The organism is Streptomyces sp. NPDC001492 (assembly GCF_053597275.1).
The window spans coordinates 1-18,154 of the sequence record NZ_JBSFHW010000012.1; the positions used below are offsets into that span (position 1 = coordinate 1).

Consider the following 18,154-nt stretch of genomic DNA (forward strand, 5'->3'; position numbering starts at 1 on the left):
GCATTCGGCGGCGACGTCGACATGACCACCACCCTTGTGGGCCTCACCCTCAAGACCGAAGAGTTCCCCCGCGACTGAACCCGGCGACTCCCGCACCCCGGCCACGGGGTGCGCCCCATCGGCGTACCTGCGAAAAGGGGCTCACCAGGCGGTGCGGGCCGCCTTCTCCTCGGAGGGCAGCAGGATCCACAGCGCTATGTAGAGCAGGAACTGCGGGCCCGGCAGCAGACAGGACAGCAGGAAGATCACGCGCATCGTGGTCGCGGAGGTGCCGAAGCGCCGCGCCAGACCGGCGCACACGCCGCCGATCATGCGGCCGTGGGTGGGGCGGACGAGGGCGGACATGTGCGGCTCCTTCGTGAGCGTCGGGGTGAGGCTGCCTCTTGGTGGCTTCCTCATCTGCCTTCCACGCTACGGAGACGAAGGGGGCAAAGCGTCGCTCTACGGTGCGATCCCGACCCTGGGAAACGTCGGGGTTCGACCCTGAACCGCTTCCTCCTGGCGGACGGCCGCCCCCTCCTTCCGCTCGGACCTGCGGCGGAGCCAGGAGCGGGCCGCTGGGACGACCGCGAGGTGGGCGAGGGCCACCCCCACGGTGTTCAGCAGCAGAGAGTCGATGTCCGGGACCCGGCCGGGCACCCCGGTCTGCAGCAGCAGGATGCCCGCGGAGACCAGCGCGCCCGCGGCGACCGTACGGACGAACGAGGCGAACGGGAAGGCCCACAGCCTGCCGTGCGCCATCGGGAGCAGTACGCCGAGCGGCGCGAGGAGGCCGACGCCCTCGCCGATGCGGCGGGCCGCCGCCGGCCGGCCCAGGGCCAGGTCGGCGCGTATGCCGGCGAACGGATGCAGGTTCGGGGGCATCACCCAGGGCACATCCAGCGGGCGCAGCGTGAGCCAGGCGACGAACGCGAGGTGGGCGACAAGGAGGACACCCCCTGTCACACGGATACGGATCGCGGCGTTGCCGCCGATGAAGCCTTGACGCTGCACGACCCCCTAGACGCCGCGTGCGGCAGGATCGGTTCCGGCTTGTCCGGAGGTACCTGTATGAGGCCTCCGCCACACCTGTACGTCAGCCGCCCGTAACCGCGCTCGACGGCGGCTGCTCGGTGCCCGGGCGGGAGCGGACCTCGTCCGTGCACTCGTAGCGCCGCAGCGGCTCCTTGCCGGGGCCGCCGAGGATGACCGAACCGTCGCCCTCGGCCGCCGCCGAGTCGGAGAAGGTGCAGACGAGCTGGGCCAGCGCGAAGGACGTGAGATCGCCGGGCGGGTTGCTGAGCCGGAGCGTGTCGTCCGGGTCGCCGGGGCGGGGGCCGCTCACGGTCATGCCGCCGCGTACGTCGGTGGTGTAGCCGGCCTCCTTCTCGGCGGCCGACGGCGTCGCCGCGAGCTGGTCGAGCAGCCCCTGCGCCACCAGCACCCGCCGCTGCGAGTCCGGGGAGCCGTCCGGGACCCGTACCGTCCGGTCCACCGCGACCAGCGAGGACCCGCACAGCAGGAACACCTGCACGGGCAGCCCGCGCGAGGCCTGGGTCGAGACCTCCGGCTCGGCCGGCGAGCACTGCACCTGGGAAGGGGCCGCCCCGAAGTCCGTGGGCACCTCGGTGGGCCGGATGCCGCAGCTCGTGATCAGCGCGGCCATGCCGGCGAGCAAGGGGAGCGCCAGGAGACGTCGTGCGGTCATGAGGCGTTCCCGTTCTTCCCCGTGTCCTTCTCGGACTCCTCCGTCAGCGCCGACGCGTCCCGCGGCAGCCGCAGTGTGAACACCGCACCGCCCTCGGGGGAGTTGGCGGCGGTGATCTCGCCGCCGTGGATGTGCGCGTTCTCCAGAGCGATGGACAGGCCCAGGCCGCTGCCCTCGGAGCGCGGGCGGGAGGCGCTCGCCTTGTAGAAGCGGTCGAAGACGTGCGGCAGGACGTCCTCGGGGATACCGGGCCCGTGGTCGCGTACGGCGATAACGATCTCGTCGTCCGCGGGCCGCACCGAGACCCGCACCGGCGACCCGCCGTGCTTGAGCGCGTTGCCGATCAGGTTGGCGAGGATCACGTCCAGGCGGCGCGGGTCGACGCGGGCGTGGATGCCGCGCTCGGCGTCCAGCTCGACCGCGTCCAGCCAGGCCCGGGCGTCTATGCAGGCGGTGATCTGGTCGGCGAGGTCGACGTCGTCCAGGACCAGCCGTGCGGTGCCCGCGTCGAAGCGGGTGACCTCCATCAGGTTCTCGACGAGGTCGTTGAGCCGCCGGGTCTCGCTGACGACGAGCCGCACGGCGGGCTCGATCATCGGGTCCATCGACCCGGACTCGGCCTCCAGCTCCTCCTCCAGCACCTCGGTCACCGCGGTGATCGCCGTGAGAGGCGTACGGAGTTCATGGCTCATGTCGGCGACGAAGCGCCGGGACGCCTCGTCCCGCGCGGCCATGTCCTCGACCCGCTTCTCCAGCGCCTCGGCCGCGAGGTTGAACGTGCGTGACAGATCGGCGAGTTCGTCGGTCCCGGACACCCTCAGCCGGGTGTCCAGCTTGCCCTCGCCGAGCCTGCGCGCGGCGACCCCGAGCCGTTGCACCGGCTTGAGCACGGTCGAGGCGGCGGCCTGCGCGAGCAGCGCCGAGCCGACCAGCGCGAGCCCGGTGGCGATCCCCAGCGACCAGGCGAGGGAGTTGAGGTCCTTGGCCTCCGGCTCCAGCGACTTGAGCATGTAGCCGGTCGCCCCGCCGTTGATCACCCTCGTGCCCGCCACCAGGTACGGCGTGCCGTGGTCGACGACGCGCTGCCAGTACAGGTGGTAGGCGTACTTGTTGCCGGAGTCGACCTGCTGCTTCCTGGTCACGGCCGCGCGCAGCGACTTGGGCACGTCCTGCAGCGAGAACCCGTCCAGGCCGCCCGAACTGCCGTAGACGGTCCTGCCGTCGGGGTCCTGTGCCACCAGCAGCACGCTGAAGCGCTGGCTGCTGTTGGCCATCTGGCCCGCGGTGTGCTGCAGTTCGTCCTGCGTGGGGTGCGCCGTCAGGGTGCCCGCCCGGGTCTGCATCGCCTGGCGGAAGTCGCCGAGCACCGCGTCCTGGGTGCGGGTGAGCACGGCCTCGCGGTTGAGCCAGTAGGCGATCCCGGAGGCGGAGACGGCCGCGGTGAGCGCCACCAGGCCGAAGACGACGACCAGGCGCAGCCGCAGACTGGTGAAGCGCAGCCGTGAAAGATGTCCCTTGCGAGTCGCGGCCCAGCCGCGAACCCCCCCTTGCGCTTTGGTCACTGAGGCGTGTCCAGCCGGTAACCCACGCCGCGCACGGTACGGATCAGCGTCGGGGACGACGGCACGTCCTCGACCTTGGCACGCAGCCGCTGGACACACGCGTCCACCAGCCGGGAGTCGCCGAGGTAGTCGTGCTCCCACACCAGCCGCAGCAGCTGCTGCCGGGACAGCGCCTGACCGGGACGCCGGCTCAGCTCCAGGAGCAGCCTGAGCTCGGTCGGCGTGAGCTGCAGGTCCTCGCCGTTCTTGGTCACCGTCATCGCCGCGCGGTCGATGACCAGGCTGCCGAAGCTGGCCGAGTCGTTCGACTCCCGCTCGCCGCGCCGCAGCACGGCCCGGATCCGGGCGTCGAGCACCCGCCCCTGCACGGGCTTGACGACGTAGTCGTCGGCGCCGGACTCCAGGCCCACGACCACGTCGATGTCGTCACTCCGCGCGGTCAGCAGAATGATCGGCAACTGGTCCGTGCGCCGGATGCGCCGGCACACCTCGAACCCGTCGATGCCCGGCAGCATCACATCCAGCACGATCAGGTCCGGCCGCTGCTCGCGCAGGAGCTTCAGACCGTCCTCACCGGTGGCAGCGGTGGCAACCCGGTGTCCCTGGCGCGTAAGAGACAGCTCCAGGGCCGTACGGATGGCGTCGTCATCCTCGATCAGCAACAGGGTAGGCACGCGCTCATTCTGGCCCATGGTGGGTCGGGGTTTCGACTCTGCTGCGGACCCGTACGCCTGTGTGCCCGTACCGCTCTTCTCTGTGACCGTGCTGTGTCTTCCCTGCGGCCGACCCCTGTGACAGGTCTGTGACAGTCGGCGGACACGGCCATGAAGGTGCGAGGGCAATCTTTTCGGCACAGGCAAGAAAGCACCGCAGAGATCCACCGCCTGAGCAAGCCGAACACCGGAAGTCCACGACGGGGGGCGCGAGATGAACATGCTGCACAGCACGAGCACCAGCGCAGTGATCACGCGCCTGCACGACGTGAACGGGGGCCGGGGTTCCGAGAAGTCCGGTGCCGTGAGCGGGCGGGGGTGCGCTCGCGGCGCCGGGCGTCAGCACACCGCGTACATGACGGTGGTTGACGGTTTCACGGGGGAACCGCACGGGGGAAGCGCGTACAGGGAGGACTCGGGGGAGCGTCGCTCGCTGTCGGAGGCGGAGTTCACCGCCTACGTCCAGGAGCGCCGCGCCTCCCTGTACGCCACCGCCTACCACCTGACCGGTGACCGCTTCGAGGCCGAGGACCTGCTGCAGAGCGCGCTGTTCTCGACGTACAAGGCCTGGGACCGGATCAGCGACAAGGCCGCGGTCGGGGGCTACCTCCGCCGCACCATGACGAACCTGCACATCAGCGCGTGGCGCCGCCGCAAGCTGAACGAATACCCGACCGAGGAGCTGCCGGAGACGCCCGGCGACACGGACGCGATGCGCGGCACGGAACTGCGCGCGGTCCTGTGGCAGGCGCTCGCCCGCCTCCCCGAACTCCAGCGCACCATGCTGGTCCTTCGCTACTACGAGGGCCGCACGGACCCGGAGATCGCGGAGATCCTCGACATCAGTGTCGGCACGGTGAAGTCCAGCATCTGGCGGTCGCTCCGCCGGCTGCGCGAGGACGAGGTCCTCAGCTTCGGCCGTGACGAGGAGGACGCCTTCGGGGAGCTCGTCGCCTGAGGGTTGGGGGGAAGCAAGTAACGGGGGAAGTACGGGGGAGCGGTAACCGGGGGGCCCACGGGGGACAACGGGGGTTCACGGGGGAAGCACCACGGGGGGAACGGGGGAGAGCGGGACTGGAGGGCCGGGGGGTCCGTCCAGTCCCGCTTTTCTGCGTGGACGCGCGCGGTCAGCGTGTGGGGGTCGCCGCGGGGCGCCGGCCCACCGCGGCCGCGGCCAGCCGGCCCAGCGCCTCGTCGCGGTCGCAGGCGTGGGCGCCGAGGGCGGTCTGGCGGGCGATGATCGAGCGTTCCTGGCGCATCAGGCGCCAGCCGCGGCGCAGCAGGAACGGGACCGACTTGCGGCCCTCCTTGAGGTCGCGCAGGAAGCGGCGGCGGAAGGTGCGGACCGCGCCGCGGTTCAGGCACAGGGCGTCGGCCAGCAGCCCCAACTCCCGGCAGCGCTCGACGATCTCGGCCGCGAAGATGCCCTCCGCTATGAACAGCGGGGTCCGGCCTATGTCGACGGTGTCCTCGCCCGTGCGGGCGGAGCGGGAGATGTCGTAGACGGGGACCTTCGTACGGCCCGTGCGGCACAGCTCCGCGATCGCGGCGACGGCTGTGTCCGTGTCCCAGGAGTCCGGGTGGTCCCAGTCGATGTCGGAGCTTCCCGCCACCAGCGGAAGCGTCGGGTCCTCGCCCTCCTTGTAGAAGTCGTCGAGGCGCAGCACGGGGAGGCCGGAGCGGGCGGCGACCAGGGACTTGCCCGAGCCCGAGGGGCCGCAGAGCAGCACGACGCGGGCGGGGGAGGGGAGATGGATGCTCACGGGACACCAGTTTGACGTATTCCGTACGCCCTGCCGACCCCGCGGGTCGGCTTTGGTGTGCGCATCACATCTCAACTACCCTTCGTGTCGACCTGATTACTCAGCGAATCCAAGGTGACTACTGCAATGGCACGACACGCTTCCCCCTCCAAGCCCACCGCCCAGCGCGCCCTGATCGCCCTCGCGACCGTTTCGGCGGCCCTGGGCGCGAGCGCGGCGACGGCCTCCGCCGACTCCACGGCCGCCGTGAAGGTGCCGTTGTCGCCGGCCACCGCGGCCAACGCGCTCAGCAAGCTGGACCCGCAGAAGAGCCTGCAGGGGCCGACCGGCCAGGTGCGGTCGGTCACCGGCTCCGTGCAGGGCCTCAAGCGCAACGCGCTCCCCCGCAACACGGTCGACCCGACGGACAACCACATCGCCGGTCCGCTCTCCGGGCTGAGCTACCTCGCCGAGACGAGCCCGGTCGGTACGGTTCCGGCTGCGCTGACGACGGCCGCCATGCTGCTGGGCGGGCCTCGCCTGGTCTGAACCCGGCCGGCGCATGAGAGAGCCGCGTCTTCCCCGGACGGAGGGAGGACGCGGCTCTCGGTCTGCGGGGGCCGGTCAGTACGACGAGCCCGACGCGCCCAGCGAACCCGTCGGGTGCCAGACCGTCTTCGTCTCCAGGAACGCCGTCAGTCGGTCGATCCCCGGAGTCGCCGACCAGTCGACTTCGTCCACAGGCTGTGGACGAAGAACCCGCTTCAGGTTGTCCGCCGCCGCGACCTCCAGCTCCTTCGCCAGGCCATCGTCGGCGCCGGCGCCCGCGAGGTCGATCGCGTTGACGTCCTGGTGCGCGGCCAGCGGGGTCGCGATCTCCGCCGTACGGCCGGAGAGGACGTTGACGACGCCGCCGGGCAGGTCGGAGGTGGCCAGGATCTCGCCCAGGGACAGCGCGGGGAGCGGGGACTTCTCGGAGGCCACCACGACCGCCGTGTTGCCCGTCGCGATCACCGGGGCGATCACCGAGACCAGGCCGAGGAACGACGACTCCTGGGGGGCCAGGACGGCGACCACGCCCGTCGGCTCGGGCGAGGACAGGTTGAAGTACGGGCCCGCGACGGGGTTTCCGCCGCCGACCACCTGGGCGATCTTGTCGGTCCAGCCCGCGTACCAGACCCAGCGGTCGATCGCCGCGTCGACGACCGCCGCCGCCTTCGACTTCGAGAGGCCTTCCGAGTCGGCGACTTCGCGGACGAACTGGTCCCTGCGGCCCTCCAGCATCTCCGCGATGCGGTAGAGGATCTGACCGCGGTTGTACGCCGTCGCGCCCGACCAGCCGCCGAACGCCTTGCGGGCCGCGACCACGGCGTCACGGGCGTCCTTGCGGGACGAAAGGGGCACGTTCGCCAGCCAGTTGCCCTTTGTGTCCGTCACCTCGTACACCCGGCCGCTCTCGGAACGCGGGAACTTCCCGCCGACGTACAGCTTGTAGGTCTTGAAGACCGACAGACGGTCGAACCGCTCGGTCTTCTCGGTCTTCTCAGACATCGAGGTACGCCTCCAGGCCGTGGCGGCCGCCCTCGCGGCCGAAGCCCGACTCCTTGTAGCCGCCGAACGGCGAGGTCGGGTCGAACTTGTTGAACGTGTTGGACCAGACGACGCCCGCGCGGAGCTTGTTCGCGACGGCGAGAATGCGCGAACCCTTCTCCGTCCAGATGCCTGCCGACAGGCCGTACGGGGTGTTGTTGGCCTTGGCGACCGCCTCGTCCGGCGTGCGGAAGGTGAGCACCGACAGGACCGGGCCGAAGATCTCGTCGCGGGCGATCCGGTGCGCCTGGGTGACGTTGGTGAAGAGCGTCGGGGCGAACCAGTAGCCGGAGGACGGGATGTCGCAGGCCGGGGACCAGCGCTCGGCGCCCTCCGCCTCGCCCTGTTCGACGAGGGTGGTGATACGGGAGAGCTGTTCCTCGGAGTTGATCGCGCCGATGTCCGTGTTCTTGTCCAGCGGGTCGCCGAGGCGGAGGGTGGCGAGGCGGCGCTTGAGCGACTCCAACAGCTCGTCCTGGATCGACTCCTGGACGAGGAGGCGGCTGCCCGCGCAGCAGACCTGGCCCTGGTTGAAGAAGATGCCGTTGACGATCCCCTCGACGGCCTGGTCGATGGGGGCGTCGTCGAAGACGATGTTGGCGCCCTTGCCGCCCAGTTCGAGGGTGAGCTTCTTGCGGGAGCCCGCGACCGTGCGGGCGATCTGCTTGCCGACCGCCGTCGACCCGGTGAACGCGACCTTGTTGACGTCCGGGTGCGCGACGAGCGCGGCGCCCGTGTCGCCGTAGCCGGGAAGGATGTTGACGACGCCCTTGGGCAGGCCCGCCTGGCGGCAGATGTCCGCGAAGAACAGGGCGGAGAGGGGGGTCGTCTCGGCGGGCTTGAGGACGACCGTGTTGCCGGTCGCGAGGGCCGGGGCGATCTTCCACGCCAGCATCAGCAGCGGGAAGTTCCACGGGATGACCTGGCCCGCGACGCCGAGAGGGCGCGGGTTCGCGCCGAAACCGGCATGGTCCAGCTTGTCGGCCCAGCCCGCGTAGTAGAAGAAGTGCGCGGCGACCAGGGGGAGGTCGGCGTCGCGGGTCTCCTTGATCGGCTTGCCGTTGTCGAGCGTTTCCAGGACGGCGAGCTCACGGCTGCGCTCCTGGATGATCCGCGCGATGCGGAACAGGTACTTGGCGCGCTCGGAGCCGGGCAGCGCCGACCACTTCTCGAAGGCCTTACGGGCGGCCTTCACCGCGCGGTCGACGTCCTCGGAACCGGCCTGGGCGACCTCCGACAGCACCTCCTCGGTGCTCGGGGAGACCGTCTTGAAGACCTTGCCGTCGGCCGCGTCCGTGAACTCGCCGTCGATGAACAGGCCGTAGGACGGCGCGATGTCGACGATCGAGCGGGACTCGGGTGCCGGGGCGTATGCGAATGCGGATGCCATGGTGATCAGTCCACCGTCACGTAGTCGGGGCCGGAGTAGCGGCCGGTGGCCAGCTTCTGACGCTGCATCAGCAGATCGTTCAGGAGCGAGGAGGCGCCGAAGCGGAACCAGTGGTTGTCCAGCCAGTCCTCGCCCGCGGTCTCGTTGACCAGGACGAGGAACTTGATGGCGTCCTTGGAGGTGCGGATGCCGCCGGCGGGCTTCACGCCCACCTGTACCCCGGTCTGCGCGCGGAAGTCGCGCACGGCCTCCAGCATCAGCAGGGTGTTGGCGGGGGTGGCGTTGACCGCGACCTTGCCCGTGGACGTCTTGATGAAGTCCGCGCCCGCCAGCATGCCGAGCCAGCTCGCGCGGCGGATGTTGTCGTACGTCGACAGCTCGCCCGTCTCGAAGATGACCTTGAGGCGGGCCGAGGCGCCGCAGGCCTCCTTCACGGCGACGATCTCGTCGTACACCTTCATGAAGTGGCCCGCGAGGAACGCCCCGCGGTCGATGACCATGTCGATCTCGTCGGCGCCCGCGGCGACGGCCTCGCGGACGTCGGCCAGCTTCACGGCGATCGGGGCGCGGCCCGCCGGGAAGGCGGTGGCGACCGAGGCGACCTTCACGGAGGAGCCGGCGACGGCCTCCTTCGCGGCGGGCACCATGTCGGGATAGACGCAGACGGCCGCGGTGGCGGGGGTCGTACGGTCCGTGGGGTCGGGGTGGACCGCCTTGGCGCCGAGCGCCCGGACCTTGCCCGGGGTGTCCGCGCCTTCCAGCGTCGTCAGGTCGACCATCGAGATGGCGAGGTCGATGGCGTACGCCTTCGCGGTCGTCTTGATGGAACGGGTGCCGAGCGAGGCGGCGCGTGCCTCCAGGCCGACCGCGTCTACGCCGGGCAGCCCGTGGAGGAAGCGGCGCAGCGTGCTGTCGGACGCGGTGACGTCAGCGAGAGCGGGTGCTGTGGGTGCAGTGGTGGGCATGGTCACCAGACGAGCATATCTACGCGCGTAGCGGCTGTACACCCCCGGCTGTTCATCACGTGCGCACGCACCACCTACGAGCATCGTCGTGGCCGTCGGGCAGAATCGGCACCATGACGACCCCGGACCACGAGTCAGCAGCACCGCAGCCCCCGGCCTCCCCGTACCAGGACCGGGTCTACCGGTCGTCCGCGGGTCTCGCCGGCGGCGTCCTGCTGCTCGCCATCGCGGGCTGGCTGGGCATCGACGCGATCGTCTCCGGGCACGGCCGCACGCCGTGGCTGGCGCTCGCCACGCTCATCCTCATCGTGCCGCTGATCGTGGCCTTCACGCTGCGCCCCGCCGTCCAGGCCAACGCCGAGCGGCTGCGCATCCGCAACCCCTTCCGCATCGTCGTGGTGCCCTGGAGCGAGGTCGCCCAGCTGCGGTCCGGCTACTCCAACGAGGTCGTCGTGAAGTCGGGCAGCAAGTACCAGCTGTGGGCCGTCCCCGTCTCGCTGCGCGCCCGGAAGAAGGCGGCGCGGCGGGAGGCCAGGGCCACGGCGGACGCGAGCGGCCGGGGCCGGCGGGTCGGTGCCTTCGGCCCCGCCGTCCCGGCGGGGCCCGTGCGCGCCGAGGGCGACAGAACCATGGACGACCTGCGCGAACTCTTCGAAGCCCAGGAGCGGACGGAGACGAGGCAGGGCGAGGTGACGGTGCGCTGGGCGTACGAGATCGCGGGCCCGGCGTTGGCCGGAGCGGTACTGCTGGCGATTCTGCTGGCGACGGGCTGAACTGCCGCTGATCCGCGGGTGGGGCTTGGCGCCTGGCGCCGGGGCCACTGGGTCCTGGGTCGGCCTGGGACGCTGGGCGTCGTCGGTGGGCTACGGCGTGCTGCTGAGCGGACATGCTCCCGTCTGGGCCCCAGGCCCCGTCTGGGCTCCGGCCCCGCCCGGCCCGGGTACCGCCCGGGTCTCGCCCGTGCGGCTACGGCGTCCTGCTGCGAGGGCTGGCTGGCACCGCGGGGTCCCGGCGAGTCTCGGCCGAGGTCGCCGGGAGAGACGATGAGGTCCGGCCCCGGGCTGCTGGGTCTCGGCCCGCTCGGGCCGCTGGGTGTCGTCGGTCGGCCACGGCGTGCTGCCGCCCGGGCGCGCCGCCGCCTGGGCCTTGGGCCTGTTCGGTCACGGTGTCCTGCTGTCCGGACTGCTTGGCTCGCTGGGTCTCGGTCTCGCCTGGTTCCCGTGGCGGCCGGGCGGCGACGGTGTCCTGCTGTGAGGACTGGCCGGCACTGCGGGGTCCCGGCGGGTCTCGGCCGGGGCTGCCCGGGTGTAGGAGCCGATGAGGTCCGGCCCGGGCTGCTGGGTCCTGGCCCCGCTCGGGCCGCTGGGCGTCGTCGGTCGGCCACGGCGGGCCGCCCCCGTGGCCCGGGTCGGCTCGGGGGCGCGGGGCTGGTACGCCCTTCCCACCGGGGTGCCCCAGCGGCGTTGTCGGCGGGGCGTGGTGGCCAGCTCGGCAGCGCTGGCTCAAGGCTTCGAAGGGGTGCCCCGGGCCGATGGCCGAGGGCACCCCTGCGAGGTGGCGCCGGTGCGAGCGGTGCGGCTCAGATGCCGGCCGCCGCCGACAGGTCCCGCTTGATCGCCGCGAGGAGGTCGTTCGCGGTGGCGTGGGCCGCCGGGAGGTCGGCGTGTGTGGCGACCGGGACCACGACCTCCAGGTAGCACTTCAGCTTGGGCTCCGTGCCGCTCGGGCGGACGATGACGCGGGCGCCCTCGAGCGTGTAGCGCAGCCCGTCGGTGGGCGGCAGCCTGTCCGTGCCCCGGGTGAGGTCCTCGGCCCTGGTGATGGCGAGGCCCGCGAGCTCGGTCGGCGGCTGCTCCCGCAGCTGCCGCATGGCGCGCGCGATGACCGACAGGTCCTCCACCCGGACCGAGAGCTGGTCGGTGGCGTGCAGCCCGTGCTCCACCGCGAGGTCGTCGAGGAGGTCCGGCAGGGCCCGCCCCTCCTCCTTGAGCTCGGACGCCAGCTCGGTGATCAGCAGTGCGGCGGTGATGCCGTCCTTGTCGCGCACCCCGTCCGGGTCGACGCAGTAGCCGAGGGCCTCCTCGTAGCCGTAGCGCAGCCCCTCGACGCGGGCGATCCACTTGAAGCCGGTGAGGGTCTCCTCGTACGGCAGCCCCGCCTTCTCGGCGATACGGCCGAGGAGGGAGGACGAGACGATCGACTCGGCGAAGGTGCCCCGGGCGCCGCGTCTGACCAGGTGGGCGGCGAGCAGCGCGCCCACCTCGTCGCCGCGCAGCATCCGCCAGTCGCCGCCGTCCTTGACGGCCACGGCGCAGCGGTCGGCGTCGGGATCGTTGGCGATGATCAGGTCGGGGTCGGTCGCGCGGGCCTTCGCGAAGGCGAGGTCCATGGCGCCCGGCTCTTCCGGGTTGGGGAAGGCGACGGTCGGGAAGTCCGGGTCGGGCTCGGCCTGCTCGGCGACCAGGACGGGCTCGGGGAATCCGGCCCGGGCGAACGCGGCGAGCAGGACGTCCTTGCCGACGCCGTGCATCGCCGTGTAGACGGTGCGCGCGGTGCGCGGGGAACCGGCGGCGAGCACCGCGTCCGTGCGGGCCAGATAGGAGTTCAGGACGCTGTCGTCGAGAACCTCCCAGCCGGCTTCCGGACGCGGCACGTCCTCCAGGGAGACGATCGCGTCGATCTCGGCGGCGATCTCCGCGTCGGCAGGCGGCACGATCTGCGAACCGTCGCCCAGATAGACCTTGTAGCCGTTGTCGCGGGGCGGGTTGTGGCTGGCGGTGACCTCCACGCCCGCGACCGCGCCGAGGTGCCTTATCGCGTAGGCGAGGACGGGGGTGGGGAGCGGGCGGGGGAGCACCGCGGCCCGGAAGCCCGCGCCCGTCATCACGGCCGCCGTGTCGCGCGCGAAGTCCGCGGACTTGTGCCGGGCGTCGTAGCCGATGACCACGAGCCCGCCGCGCTCTCCCTTGGCGTTGAGGTACGCGGCGAGTCCGGCGGCGGCCCGGATGACGACCGAACGGTTCATGCGCATGGGGCCTGCGCCGAGCTCACCGCGCAGACCCGCGGTGCCGAACTGGAGGGTGCCGCTGAAGCGGTCGGTGAGTTCTGTGACGTCACCGGCCTCGATGAGCTTGGCGAGCTCGTCGCGGGTCTCCGGGTCCGGGTCCTCGGCGAGCCACGCGTTGGCGCGGGCGATGAGGTCGTCGTGCACGGTCGGTCCAGCCTCTCGTGTGGTCTGACGGGGATGCCTGCGGCGCATCCGCGGGTTCGGTGGGGGTGCGGGAAGCGCCTGCGGTTCGATTGTGGGTCGGGGCCGCGCCGGGGGTGTCCGTCCTCGGTCGGCGGTTGACGTCTGGCGGGGCTGTGCTCGGCGGCGGACGCCCGCCGCTGCGGGCGGACACCCCCGCCACCTCCCCTTCCCGCCGTGGGCGACTGCGGCCGTCCAAGGAGCGCGTGTCCGCTATGGGCGACTGCAGCCGTCCAGGGGGCGCGGGGAACTGCGCGATCAGCCGCTACCGACCCGCAGTCGCACTACGACATTCCGTGGCACCCCCTATGGCGTTCAGATCCGCCCGAGCACCTGCGCCAGCAGCGAGCCCATCCGCGTCGCGGAGTCGCGGCCCGCCTGGAGGACCTCCTCGTGGTTCAGCGGCTCGCCGGTCATCCCCGCGGCGAGGTTCGTCACCAGGGAGATACCCAGCACCTCCGCACCCGCCTCACGCGCCGCGATGGCCTCCAGCACCGTCGACATGCCCACCAGGTCCGCCCCGATCACCCGGGCCATGCGGATCTCGGCCGGCGTCTCGTAGTGCGGGCCGGGGAACTGGGCGTAGACGCCCTCCTCCAGGCTGGGGTCGATCTCCTTGCACAGGGCGCGGAGGCGCGGGGAGTAGAGGTCCGTCAGGTCGACGAAGTTCGCGCCGACGATCGGGGACGTCGCCGTCAGGTTGATGTGGTCGCTGATCAGGACCGGCTGGCCGGGGCGCATGCCCTCGCGGAGGCCGCCGCAGCCGTTGGTGAGCACGATGGTCTTGCAGCCGGCGGCGACGGCGGTACGGACGCCGTGCGCGACGGCGGCGACCCCGCGGCCCTCGTAGTAGTGCGTGCGGCCCAGGAAGACCAGGGCCCGCTTCTCACCGATCTTGTACGAGCGGATCTTGCCGCCGTGCCCCTCCACCGCCGGCGGCGGGAAACCGGGCAGGTCGGTGACCTGGAGCTCGGCGTCGGGTGCGCCGAGGGCGTCCACGGCCGGCGCCCAGCCGGAGCCCATCACGAGGGCGACGTCGTGGGTCTCGGCGCCGGTCAGTTCGCGCAGGCGCGCGGCGGCGGCGTCGGCGGCGGCGTGCGGGTCGCCCTGGATGTCGTCCGGAAGAAGAGATGCGTTCACGCGTCGAGAGTAGCCGCTCCACGCCTACGCGCGTAGATGGCAGAGCTCACGGGATGGCGATCGTTGTCTTGTCGTTTCCAACGAAGCATGTGACACAACGGGACCTTTGCGGCCCCTGTGGTCCACCTGTGCACCTGCCGCGCCTCAGCAGGGGCGCTTCCGCAGCTCCATCACATAGTCGTGCGGCGCGCCCGCCGACTCGGCGGCATCGGCGATCTCGCCCAGATACCGGGCGGAGGGCAGACCGCCCTCGTAGCCGTCGAGGACATAGGTCCACGCCGACTCCTCGCCGTCCAGCGTGTGCACCCGCACCCGCATCCGGCGGTAGACGTTGAGGCCGACGCCCTCCCAGCGGTCCATGGACTCCTCGTCCGGCGGCGCGATGTCGTACAGCGCGACGAAGACCTGCGAGAAGGGGTCCTCGACGATCGTCGCCAGGGCACCCTCCCAGCCCATGTGCTCGCCCCCGAACGTCAGCCGCCAGCCGTTCAGCCAGCCCGTGGCGCGCATCGGCGAGTGCGGGGCGCGGCGGGTCATCAGCCGCGCGTCGAGGTTGCCGGCGTACGCGGCGTAGAGCGACATGGGTCGAGGGTACGGCAGCCGACCCACGGGCCCCTGACGTATCAGCGGCCCCTTGCCAACCCATTGCCCCGCCCCCCGGGCAGTAGCACCTTGAACGGTGCGGGACAATGGGGTACGTGACTCGGATCGTGATCATCGGTGGCGGACCCGGCGGATACGAGGCGGCCCTGGTGGCCGCCCAGCTCGGCGCGGAGGTGACCGTCGTCGACTGCGACGGTCTGGGCGGGGCGTCGGTGCTGACCGACTGCGTACCGTCGAAGACCCTTATCGCTACGGCCGAGGTGATGACCACCTTCGACTCTTCGTACGAGGAGCTCGGCATCATCGTCGCCGACGACACTCCGCCGCTGGAGCAGGCGGCCCGGGTGGTGGGGGTCGATCTGGGGAAGGTCAACCGCCGTGTGAAGCGGCTCGCCCTTGCCCAGTCCCATGACATCACCGCCTCCGTCACGCGGGCCGGCGCCCGGGTCATGCGCGGCCGTGGACGCCTGGAGGGCATGCAGGCCCTCGACGGCTCCCGCAAGGTGATCGTCTCCGCCGCCGACGGCACCGAGGAGACGCTCACCGCGGACGCCGTCCTCATCGCGACCGGCGGCCACCCGCGCGAGGTGCCCGACGCCCAGCCCGACGGCGAGCGCATCCTCAACTGGACGCAGGTGTACGACCTGAACGAGCTTCCCGAGGAGCTCATCGTGGTCGGTTCCGGTGTCACCGGCGCCGAGTTCGCCGGTGCTTATCAGGCGCTGGGGTCGAAGGTCACCCTGGTCTCCTCCCGGGACCGGGTGCTGCCGGGTGAGGACCCGGACGCCGCCGCCGTGCTGGAGGACGTCTTCCGGCGTCGCGGCATGAACGTCATGGCCCGCTCCCGCGCCGCCGCCGCCAAGCGGGTCGGCGACCGCGTCGAGGTCACCCTCTCCGACGGCCGTGTCATCACCGGCACCCACTGCCTGATGGCGGTCGGCGCCATCCCCAACAGCGAGGGCATGGGCCTGGAGGAGGCCGGCGTCAAGCTGCGCGAGTCCGGGCACATCTGGACCGACAAGGTCTCGCGCACGACCGCTCCCGGTGTGTACGCCGCCGGTGACGTGACGGGCGTCTTCGCCCTCGCCTCCGTGGCCGCCATGCAGGGACGTATCGCCATGTACCACTTCCTCGGCGACGCGGTGGCCCCGCTGAATCTGAAGACCGTCTCGTCCAACGTCTTCACCGACCCGGAGATCGCGACCGTCGGCTACACGCAGGCCGACGTCGACGCGGGCAAGATCGACGCCCGAGTGGTCAAACTCCCGCTCCTGCGCAACCCGCGCGCCAAGATGCAGGGCATCCGCGACGGCTTCGTGAAGCTCTTCTGCCGCCCGGGTACGGGCATCGTGGTCGGCGGTGTGGTCGTGTCCCCGCGCGCCTCGGAACTGATCCATCCGATCTCGATCGCCGTCGACAACAATCTGACGGTCGAACAGATCGCGAACGCGTTCACCGTGTATCCCTCCCTTTCGGGGTCGATCGCGGAGGTCGCCCGGCAGCTCCACACCCGCAAGACCGGCGGCGAGGTCTGACGGCCGAAACCGACTCCTCGCTGGTCACGGGGAGTTGTCGAGCATGCGTACGGCATAGTCGGGGCGGGTAGGCCCTATACCACTTCCCGCCCTCCTGTGCGAACAACTTCTGCTATTCGGCGCAAACAGCTGAAAGCAGACGGTCGTTGGGGTTACTGTCAGTTTCGTGTTCGCTGCAGAACGTCGCCAATTGATCCTCGAAATGGTGCGAGCGAACGGGGCCGTGTCGCTCCGTGAGCTCGCCCGCGTCGTCCAGACCTCCGAAGTGACCGTACGGCGGGACGTGCGCGCACTGGAGGCAGAAGGACTCCTCGACCGCCGGCACGGCGGTGCGGTACTGCCGGGCGGTTTCACGCGGGAGTCCGGCTTTCCGCAGAAGTCACATCTCGCGACCGCCGAGAAGACGGCCATCGCCGACCTCGCCGCCAACTTCGTCGAAGAGGGCGAGGCCATCGTGGTCGGGGCGGGTACCACCACCCAGGAGCTGGCCCGCCGGCTCGCCCGGATCCCCGGGCTGACCGTCGTCACCAACTCCCTGCTGGTCGCCCAGGCGTTGGCCCATGCCAACCGCGTGGAGGTCGTGATGACCGGCGGCACCCTGCGCGGCTCCAACTACGCCCTCGTGGGCAGCGGTGCCGAGCAGTCCCTGCAGGGGCTTCGGGTGTCGAGGGCGTTCCTGTCCGGGAGCGGGCTCACCGCCGAGCGCGGCCTGTCCACGTCCAACATGCTGTCGGCGTCCGTGGACCGGGCGCTGGTGCAGGCGGCCGCGGAGGTCGTCGTGCTCGCCGATCACACCAAGCTGGGCACGGACACGATGTTCCAGACCGTGCCGACGGATGTGATCACCCGGCTGGTGACCGATGAGCCGCCGGTGCATGACGACCGGGCCGCCACGGAGTTGCAGGCTCTCGCCGATCAGGGCGTGCAGATCGCCGTGGCCGGGGCCTCGGGGAGTTCGGGCGGTGATTCCGTCCCCCCGCGGGGACCGCGTCGGGACGTCGCCCTGCCGGGGCCGCGGCGCGGGCAGCCGGGGTCCGGCCTTCGGACGGCGGCCGTGCTTGATCCCTCCGGGGGAGAGCGGGAGCGGGCTCGGGTGGCGGATCTGCGGCGGCGTTAGATTGTTTGCCTGTTCGCCGTAGGGGTTTCTGTGGTTGCGCGGGTGCGGGCTGTGTGTGGCTTGTCGCGCCGTTCCCCGCGCCCCTTCAAAGCCGCTGCCGTCACGTAGCTTTCAAGCCCCGCAGGGTGAGGGTCAGCAGGCGGTCTGCCAGTTCTGGATCTCCCGGGGATTCCTCCGCCGCCAGTGCGATGGCGTTGGTGAGTTGGAGGAGGTCGGTGATGGTGACGTCCTCGCGGACCTTGCCTGCTTGCTGTGCGCGCTCCAGCAGGGCGGTGCCCGCCTCGTGCATCGGGGTGCTGCAACTGGCCAGGGCCGAGGTGGTGTCGGAGGTCACGGACATCAGGGCCAGGGCCAGGCCGCGGTACTCGCCGGCGTGGGTGATGATCTCGCGGAGCCAGGTCACCAGGGCCGTGCACGGCTCGGGGGCGCCCAGGAGTTCGTGCGAGCGGTCCAGGAGATCGCTCACCGCTTCCTCGAAGACGGCGCTCAACAGGGCGTGACGGTTGGGGAAGTGGCGGTACAGGGTGCCGATGCCGACGCCCGCGCGCCGGGCCACGTCCTCCAGGGACGCGTCCGTGCCGTGTGCGGCGAAGGCGGCGCGGGCCTCGGTGAGCAGCCGCTCGTAGTTGCGCCGGGCGTCGGCACGCATGACGCGCGGGGGCGCCGGGGTCACCGCTGTGCCGCCGTTCGCCGCGGTCTCCGCCGACGTCGTGCCCACCATGCCTCCCACCTGCCCTCTCGTGCGCCCCTGTCTGGCTCCAGCATGCCATCGGGGAACGGGCGCCGGGGGATGGCGAGGGACATCGGCGGTGCGGGCCACCGTGCCGGGGGGACGGGGGAACGGGCAGAAAGCGAGGCGCCCG

General features: G+C 71.4%; 19 protein-coding genes. 6 read left to right on the forward strand and 13 right to left on the reverse strand.

Features of this window, described 5'->3' with window-relative positions; translation table 11 throughout:
- Positions 1 to 141: 141 nt before the first annotated feature.
- From ACWC1K_RS17185 to afsQ1, 5 genes are all read right to left on the reverse strand, one after another.
- Positions 142 to 345, reverse strand: coding sequence for a PspC domain-containing protein (locus tag ACWC1K_RS17185; RefSeq protein WP_030929945.1), 204 nt, complete (start codon positions 343 to 345; stop codon positions 142 to 144).
- Positions 346 to 441: 96 nt separating this feature from the next.
- Positions 442 to 993, reverse strand: a complete 552-nt coding sequence (locus ACWC1K_RS17190) for a VanZ family protein (RefSeq protein WP_450832165.1) — start codon at positions 991 to 993, stop codon at positions 442 to 444.
- A gap of 82 nt (positions 994 to 1,075) precedes the next feature.
- Entirely contained in the window at positions 1,076 to 1,687 is a 612-nt protein-coding gene (locus tag ACWC1K_RS17195) for a hypothetical protein (protein ID WP_450832167.1), read from the reverse strand.
- Positions 1,684 to 3,249 (reverse strand): ATP-binding protein, encoded by a 1,566-nt coding sequence (locus ACWC1K_RS17200; RefSeq protein ID WP_450832169.1) that lies wholly within the window; start codon positions 3,247 to 3,249, stop codon positions 1,684 to 1,686. Before ACWC1K_RS17200 ends, ACWC1K_RS17195 begins: the two co-directional genes overlap by 4 nt.
- The gene (afsQ1, locus tag ACWC1K_RS17205; protein ID WP_351462295.1) at positions 3,246 to 3,923 is read right to left on the reverse strand and encodes a two-component system response regulator AfsQ1; all 678 of its coding nucleotides are present in this window, start codon (positions 3,921 to 3,923) and stop codon (positions 3,246 to 3,248) included. The genes ACWC1K_RS17200 and afsQ1 overlap by 4 nt, the downstream gene beginning before the upstream one ends.
- A 253-nt stretch (positions 3,924 to 4,176) precedes the next feature.
- Between afsQ1 and ACWC1K_RS17210 the strand changes: the two genes are divergently transcribed.
- Positions 4,177 to 4,920 (forward strand): SigE family RNA polymerase sigma factor, encoded by a 744-nt coding sequence (locus ACWC1K_RS17210; protein ID WP_351462294.1) that lies wholly within the window; start codon positions 4,177 to 4,179, stop codon positions 4,918 to 4,920.
- Positions 4,921 to 5,089: 169 nt separating this feature from the next.
- On the opposite strand, the gene ACWC1K_RS17215 is transcribed toward ACWC1K_RS17210, so the two are convergent.
- On the reverse strand, positions 5,090 to 5,725 hold the full coding sequence (locus tag ACWC1K_RS17215; RefSeq protein WP_450832171.1) for a uridine kinase family protein: 636 nt from the start codon (positions 5,723 to 5,725) through the stop codon (positions 5,090 to 5,092).
- Between the two features lie 126 nt (positions 5,726 to 5,851).
- Between ACWC1K_RS17215 and ACWC1K_RS17220 the strand changes: the two genes are divergently transcribed.
- The gene (locus tag ACWC1K_RS17220; RefSeq protein WP_450832173.1) at positions 5,852 to 6,253 is read left to right on the forward strand and encodes a hypothetical protein; all 402 of its coding nucleotides are present in this window, start codon (positions 5,852 to 5,854) and stop codon (positions 6,251 to 6,253) included.
- Positions 6,254 to 6,328: 75 nt separating this feature from the next.
- Here the strand turns inward: ACWC1K_RS17220 and ACWC1K_RS17225 are convergent, their stop codons facing one another.
- From ACWC1K_RS17225 to deoC, 3 genes are read right to left on the reverse strand one after another with little or no spacing between them, the layout of a single operon-like run.
- Positions 6,329 to 7,255, reverse strand: a complete 927-nt coding sequence (locus tag ACWC1K_RS17225) for an aldehyde dehydrogenase family protein (RefSeq protein ID WP_450832175.1) — start codon at positions 7,253 to 7,255, stop codon at positions 6,329 to 6,331.
- Entirely contained in the window at positions 7,248 to 8,684 is a 1,437-nt protein-coding gene (locus ACWC1K_RS17230; RefSeq protein ID WP_450832176.1) for an aldehyde dehydrogenase family protein, read from the reverse strand. The genes ACWC1K_RS17225 and ACWC1K_RS17230 overlap by 8 nt, the downstream gene beginning before the upstream one ends.
- Before the next feature lie 5 nt (positions 8,685 to 8,689).
- Complete coding sequence (gene deoC / locus ACWC1K_RS17235) at positions 8,690 to 9,649, reverse strand: deoxyribose-phosphate aldolase (protein WP_450832443.1); 960 nt, start codon at positions 9,647 to 9,649, stop codon at positions 8,690 to 8,692.
- Positions 9,650 to 9,762: 113 nt separating this feature from the next.
- On the opposite strand from deoC, the gene ACWC1K_RS17240 reads away from it, so the two are divergent.
- Positions 9,763 to 10,422 carry a PH domain-containing protein gene (locus ACWC1K_RS17240; protein ID WP_450832178.1) on the forward strand — a complete coding sequence of 220 codons (660 nt, stop codon included), beginning with the start codon at positions 9,763 to 9,765 and terminating at the stop codon, positions 10,420 to 10,422.
- 319 nt (positions 10,423 to 10,741) lie between these two features.
- Positions 10,742 to 10,903 carry a hypothetical protein gene (locus tag ACWC1K_RS17245; RefSeq protein ID WP_450832180.1) on the forward strand — a complete coding sequence of 54 codons (162 nt, stop codon included), beginning with the start codon at positions 10,742 to 10,744 and terminating at the stop codon, positions 10,901 to 10,903.
- Positions 10,904 to 11,228: 325 nt separating this feature from the next.
- Here the strand turns inward: ACWC1K_RS17245 and ACWC1K_RS17250 are convergent, their stop codons facing one another.
- From ACWC1K_RS17250 to ACWC1K_RS17260, 3 genes are all read right to left on the reverse strand, one after another.
- Positions 11,229 to 12,860, reverse strand: coding sequence for a phospho-sugar mutase (locus tag ACWC1K_RS17250; RefSeq protein ID WP_450832181.1), 1,632 nt, complete (start codon positions 12,858 to 12,860; stop codon positions 11,229 to 11,231).
- Between the two features lie 351 nt (positions 12,861 to 13,211).
- Positions 13,212 to 14,036 (reverse strand): purine-nucleoside phosphorylase, encoded by an 825-nt coding sequence (locus tag ACWC1K_RS17255; protein ID WP_351462287.1) that lies wholly within the window; start codon positions 14,034 to 14,036, stop codon positions 13,212 to 13,214.
- Positions 14,037 to 14,180: 144 nt separating this feature from the next.
- Entirely contained in the window at positions 14,181 to 14,618 is a 438-nt protein-coding gene (locus ACWC1K_RS17260) for a gamma-glutamylcyclotransferase (protein WP_390693227.1), read from the reverse strand.
- Positions 14,619 to 14,725: 107 nt separating this feature from the next.
- Here ACWC1K_RS17260 and ACWC1K_RS17265 point away from each other — a divergent pair, with 107 nt between their 5' ends.
- On the forward strand, positions 14,726 to 16,174 hold the full coding sequence (locus ACWC1K_RS17265; RefSeq protein ID WP_030929901.1) for an NAD(P)H-quinone dehydrogenase: 1,449 nt from the start codon (positions 14,726 to 14,728) through the stop codon (positions 16,172 to 16,174).
- A 166-nt stretch (positions 16,175 to 16,340) separates the two neighbouring features.
- Positions 16,341 to 17,291 (forward strand): DeoR/GlpR family DNA-binding transcription regulator, encoded by a 951-nt coding sequence (locus ACWC1K_RS17270; RefSeq protein WP_450832184.1) that lies wholly within the window; start codon positions 16,341 to 16,343, stop codon positions 17,289 to 17,291.
- 100 nt (positions 17,292 to 17,391) lie between these two features.
- Here the strand turns inward: ACWC1K_RS17270 and ACWC1K_RS17275 are convergent, their stop codons facing one another.
- On the reverse strand, positions 17,392 to 17,940 hold the full coding sequence (locus ACWC1K_RS17275; RefSeq protein WP_450832445.1) for a TetR/AcrR family transcriptional regulator: 549 nt from the start codon (positions 17,938 to 17,940) through the stop codon (positions 17,392 to 17,394).
- Positions 17,941 to 18,154 lie beyond the last annotated feature (214 nt).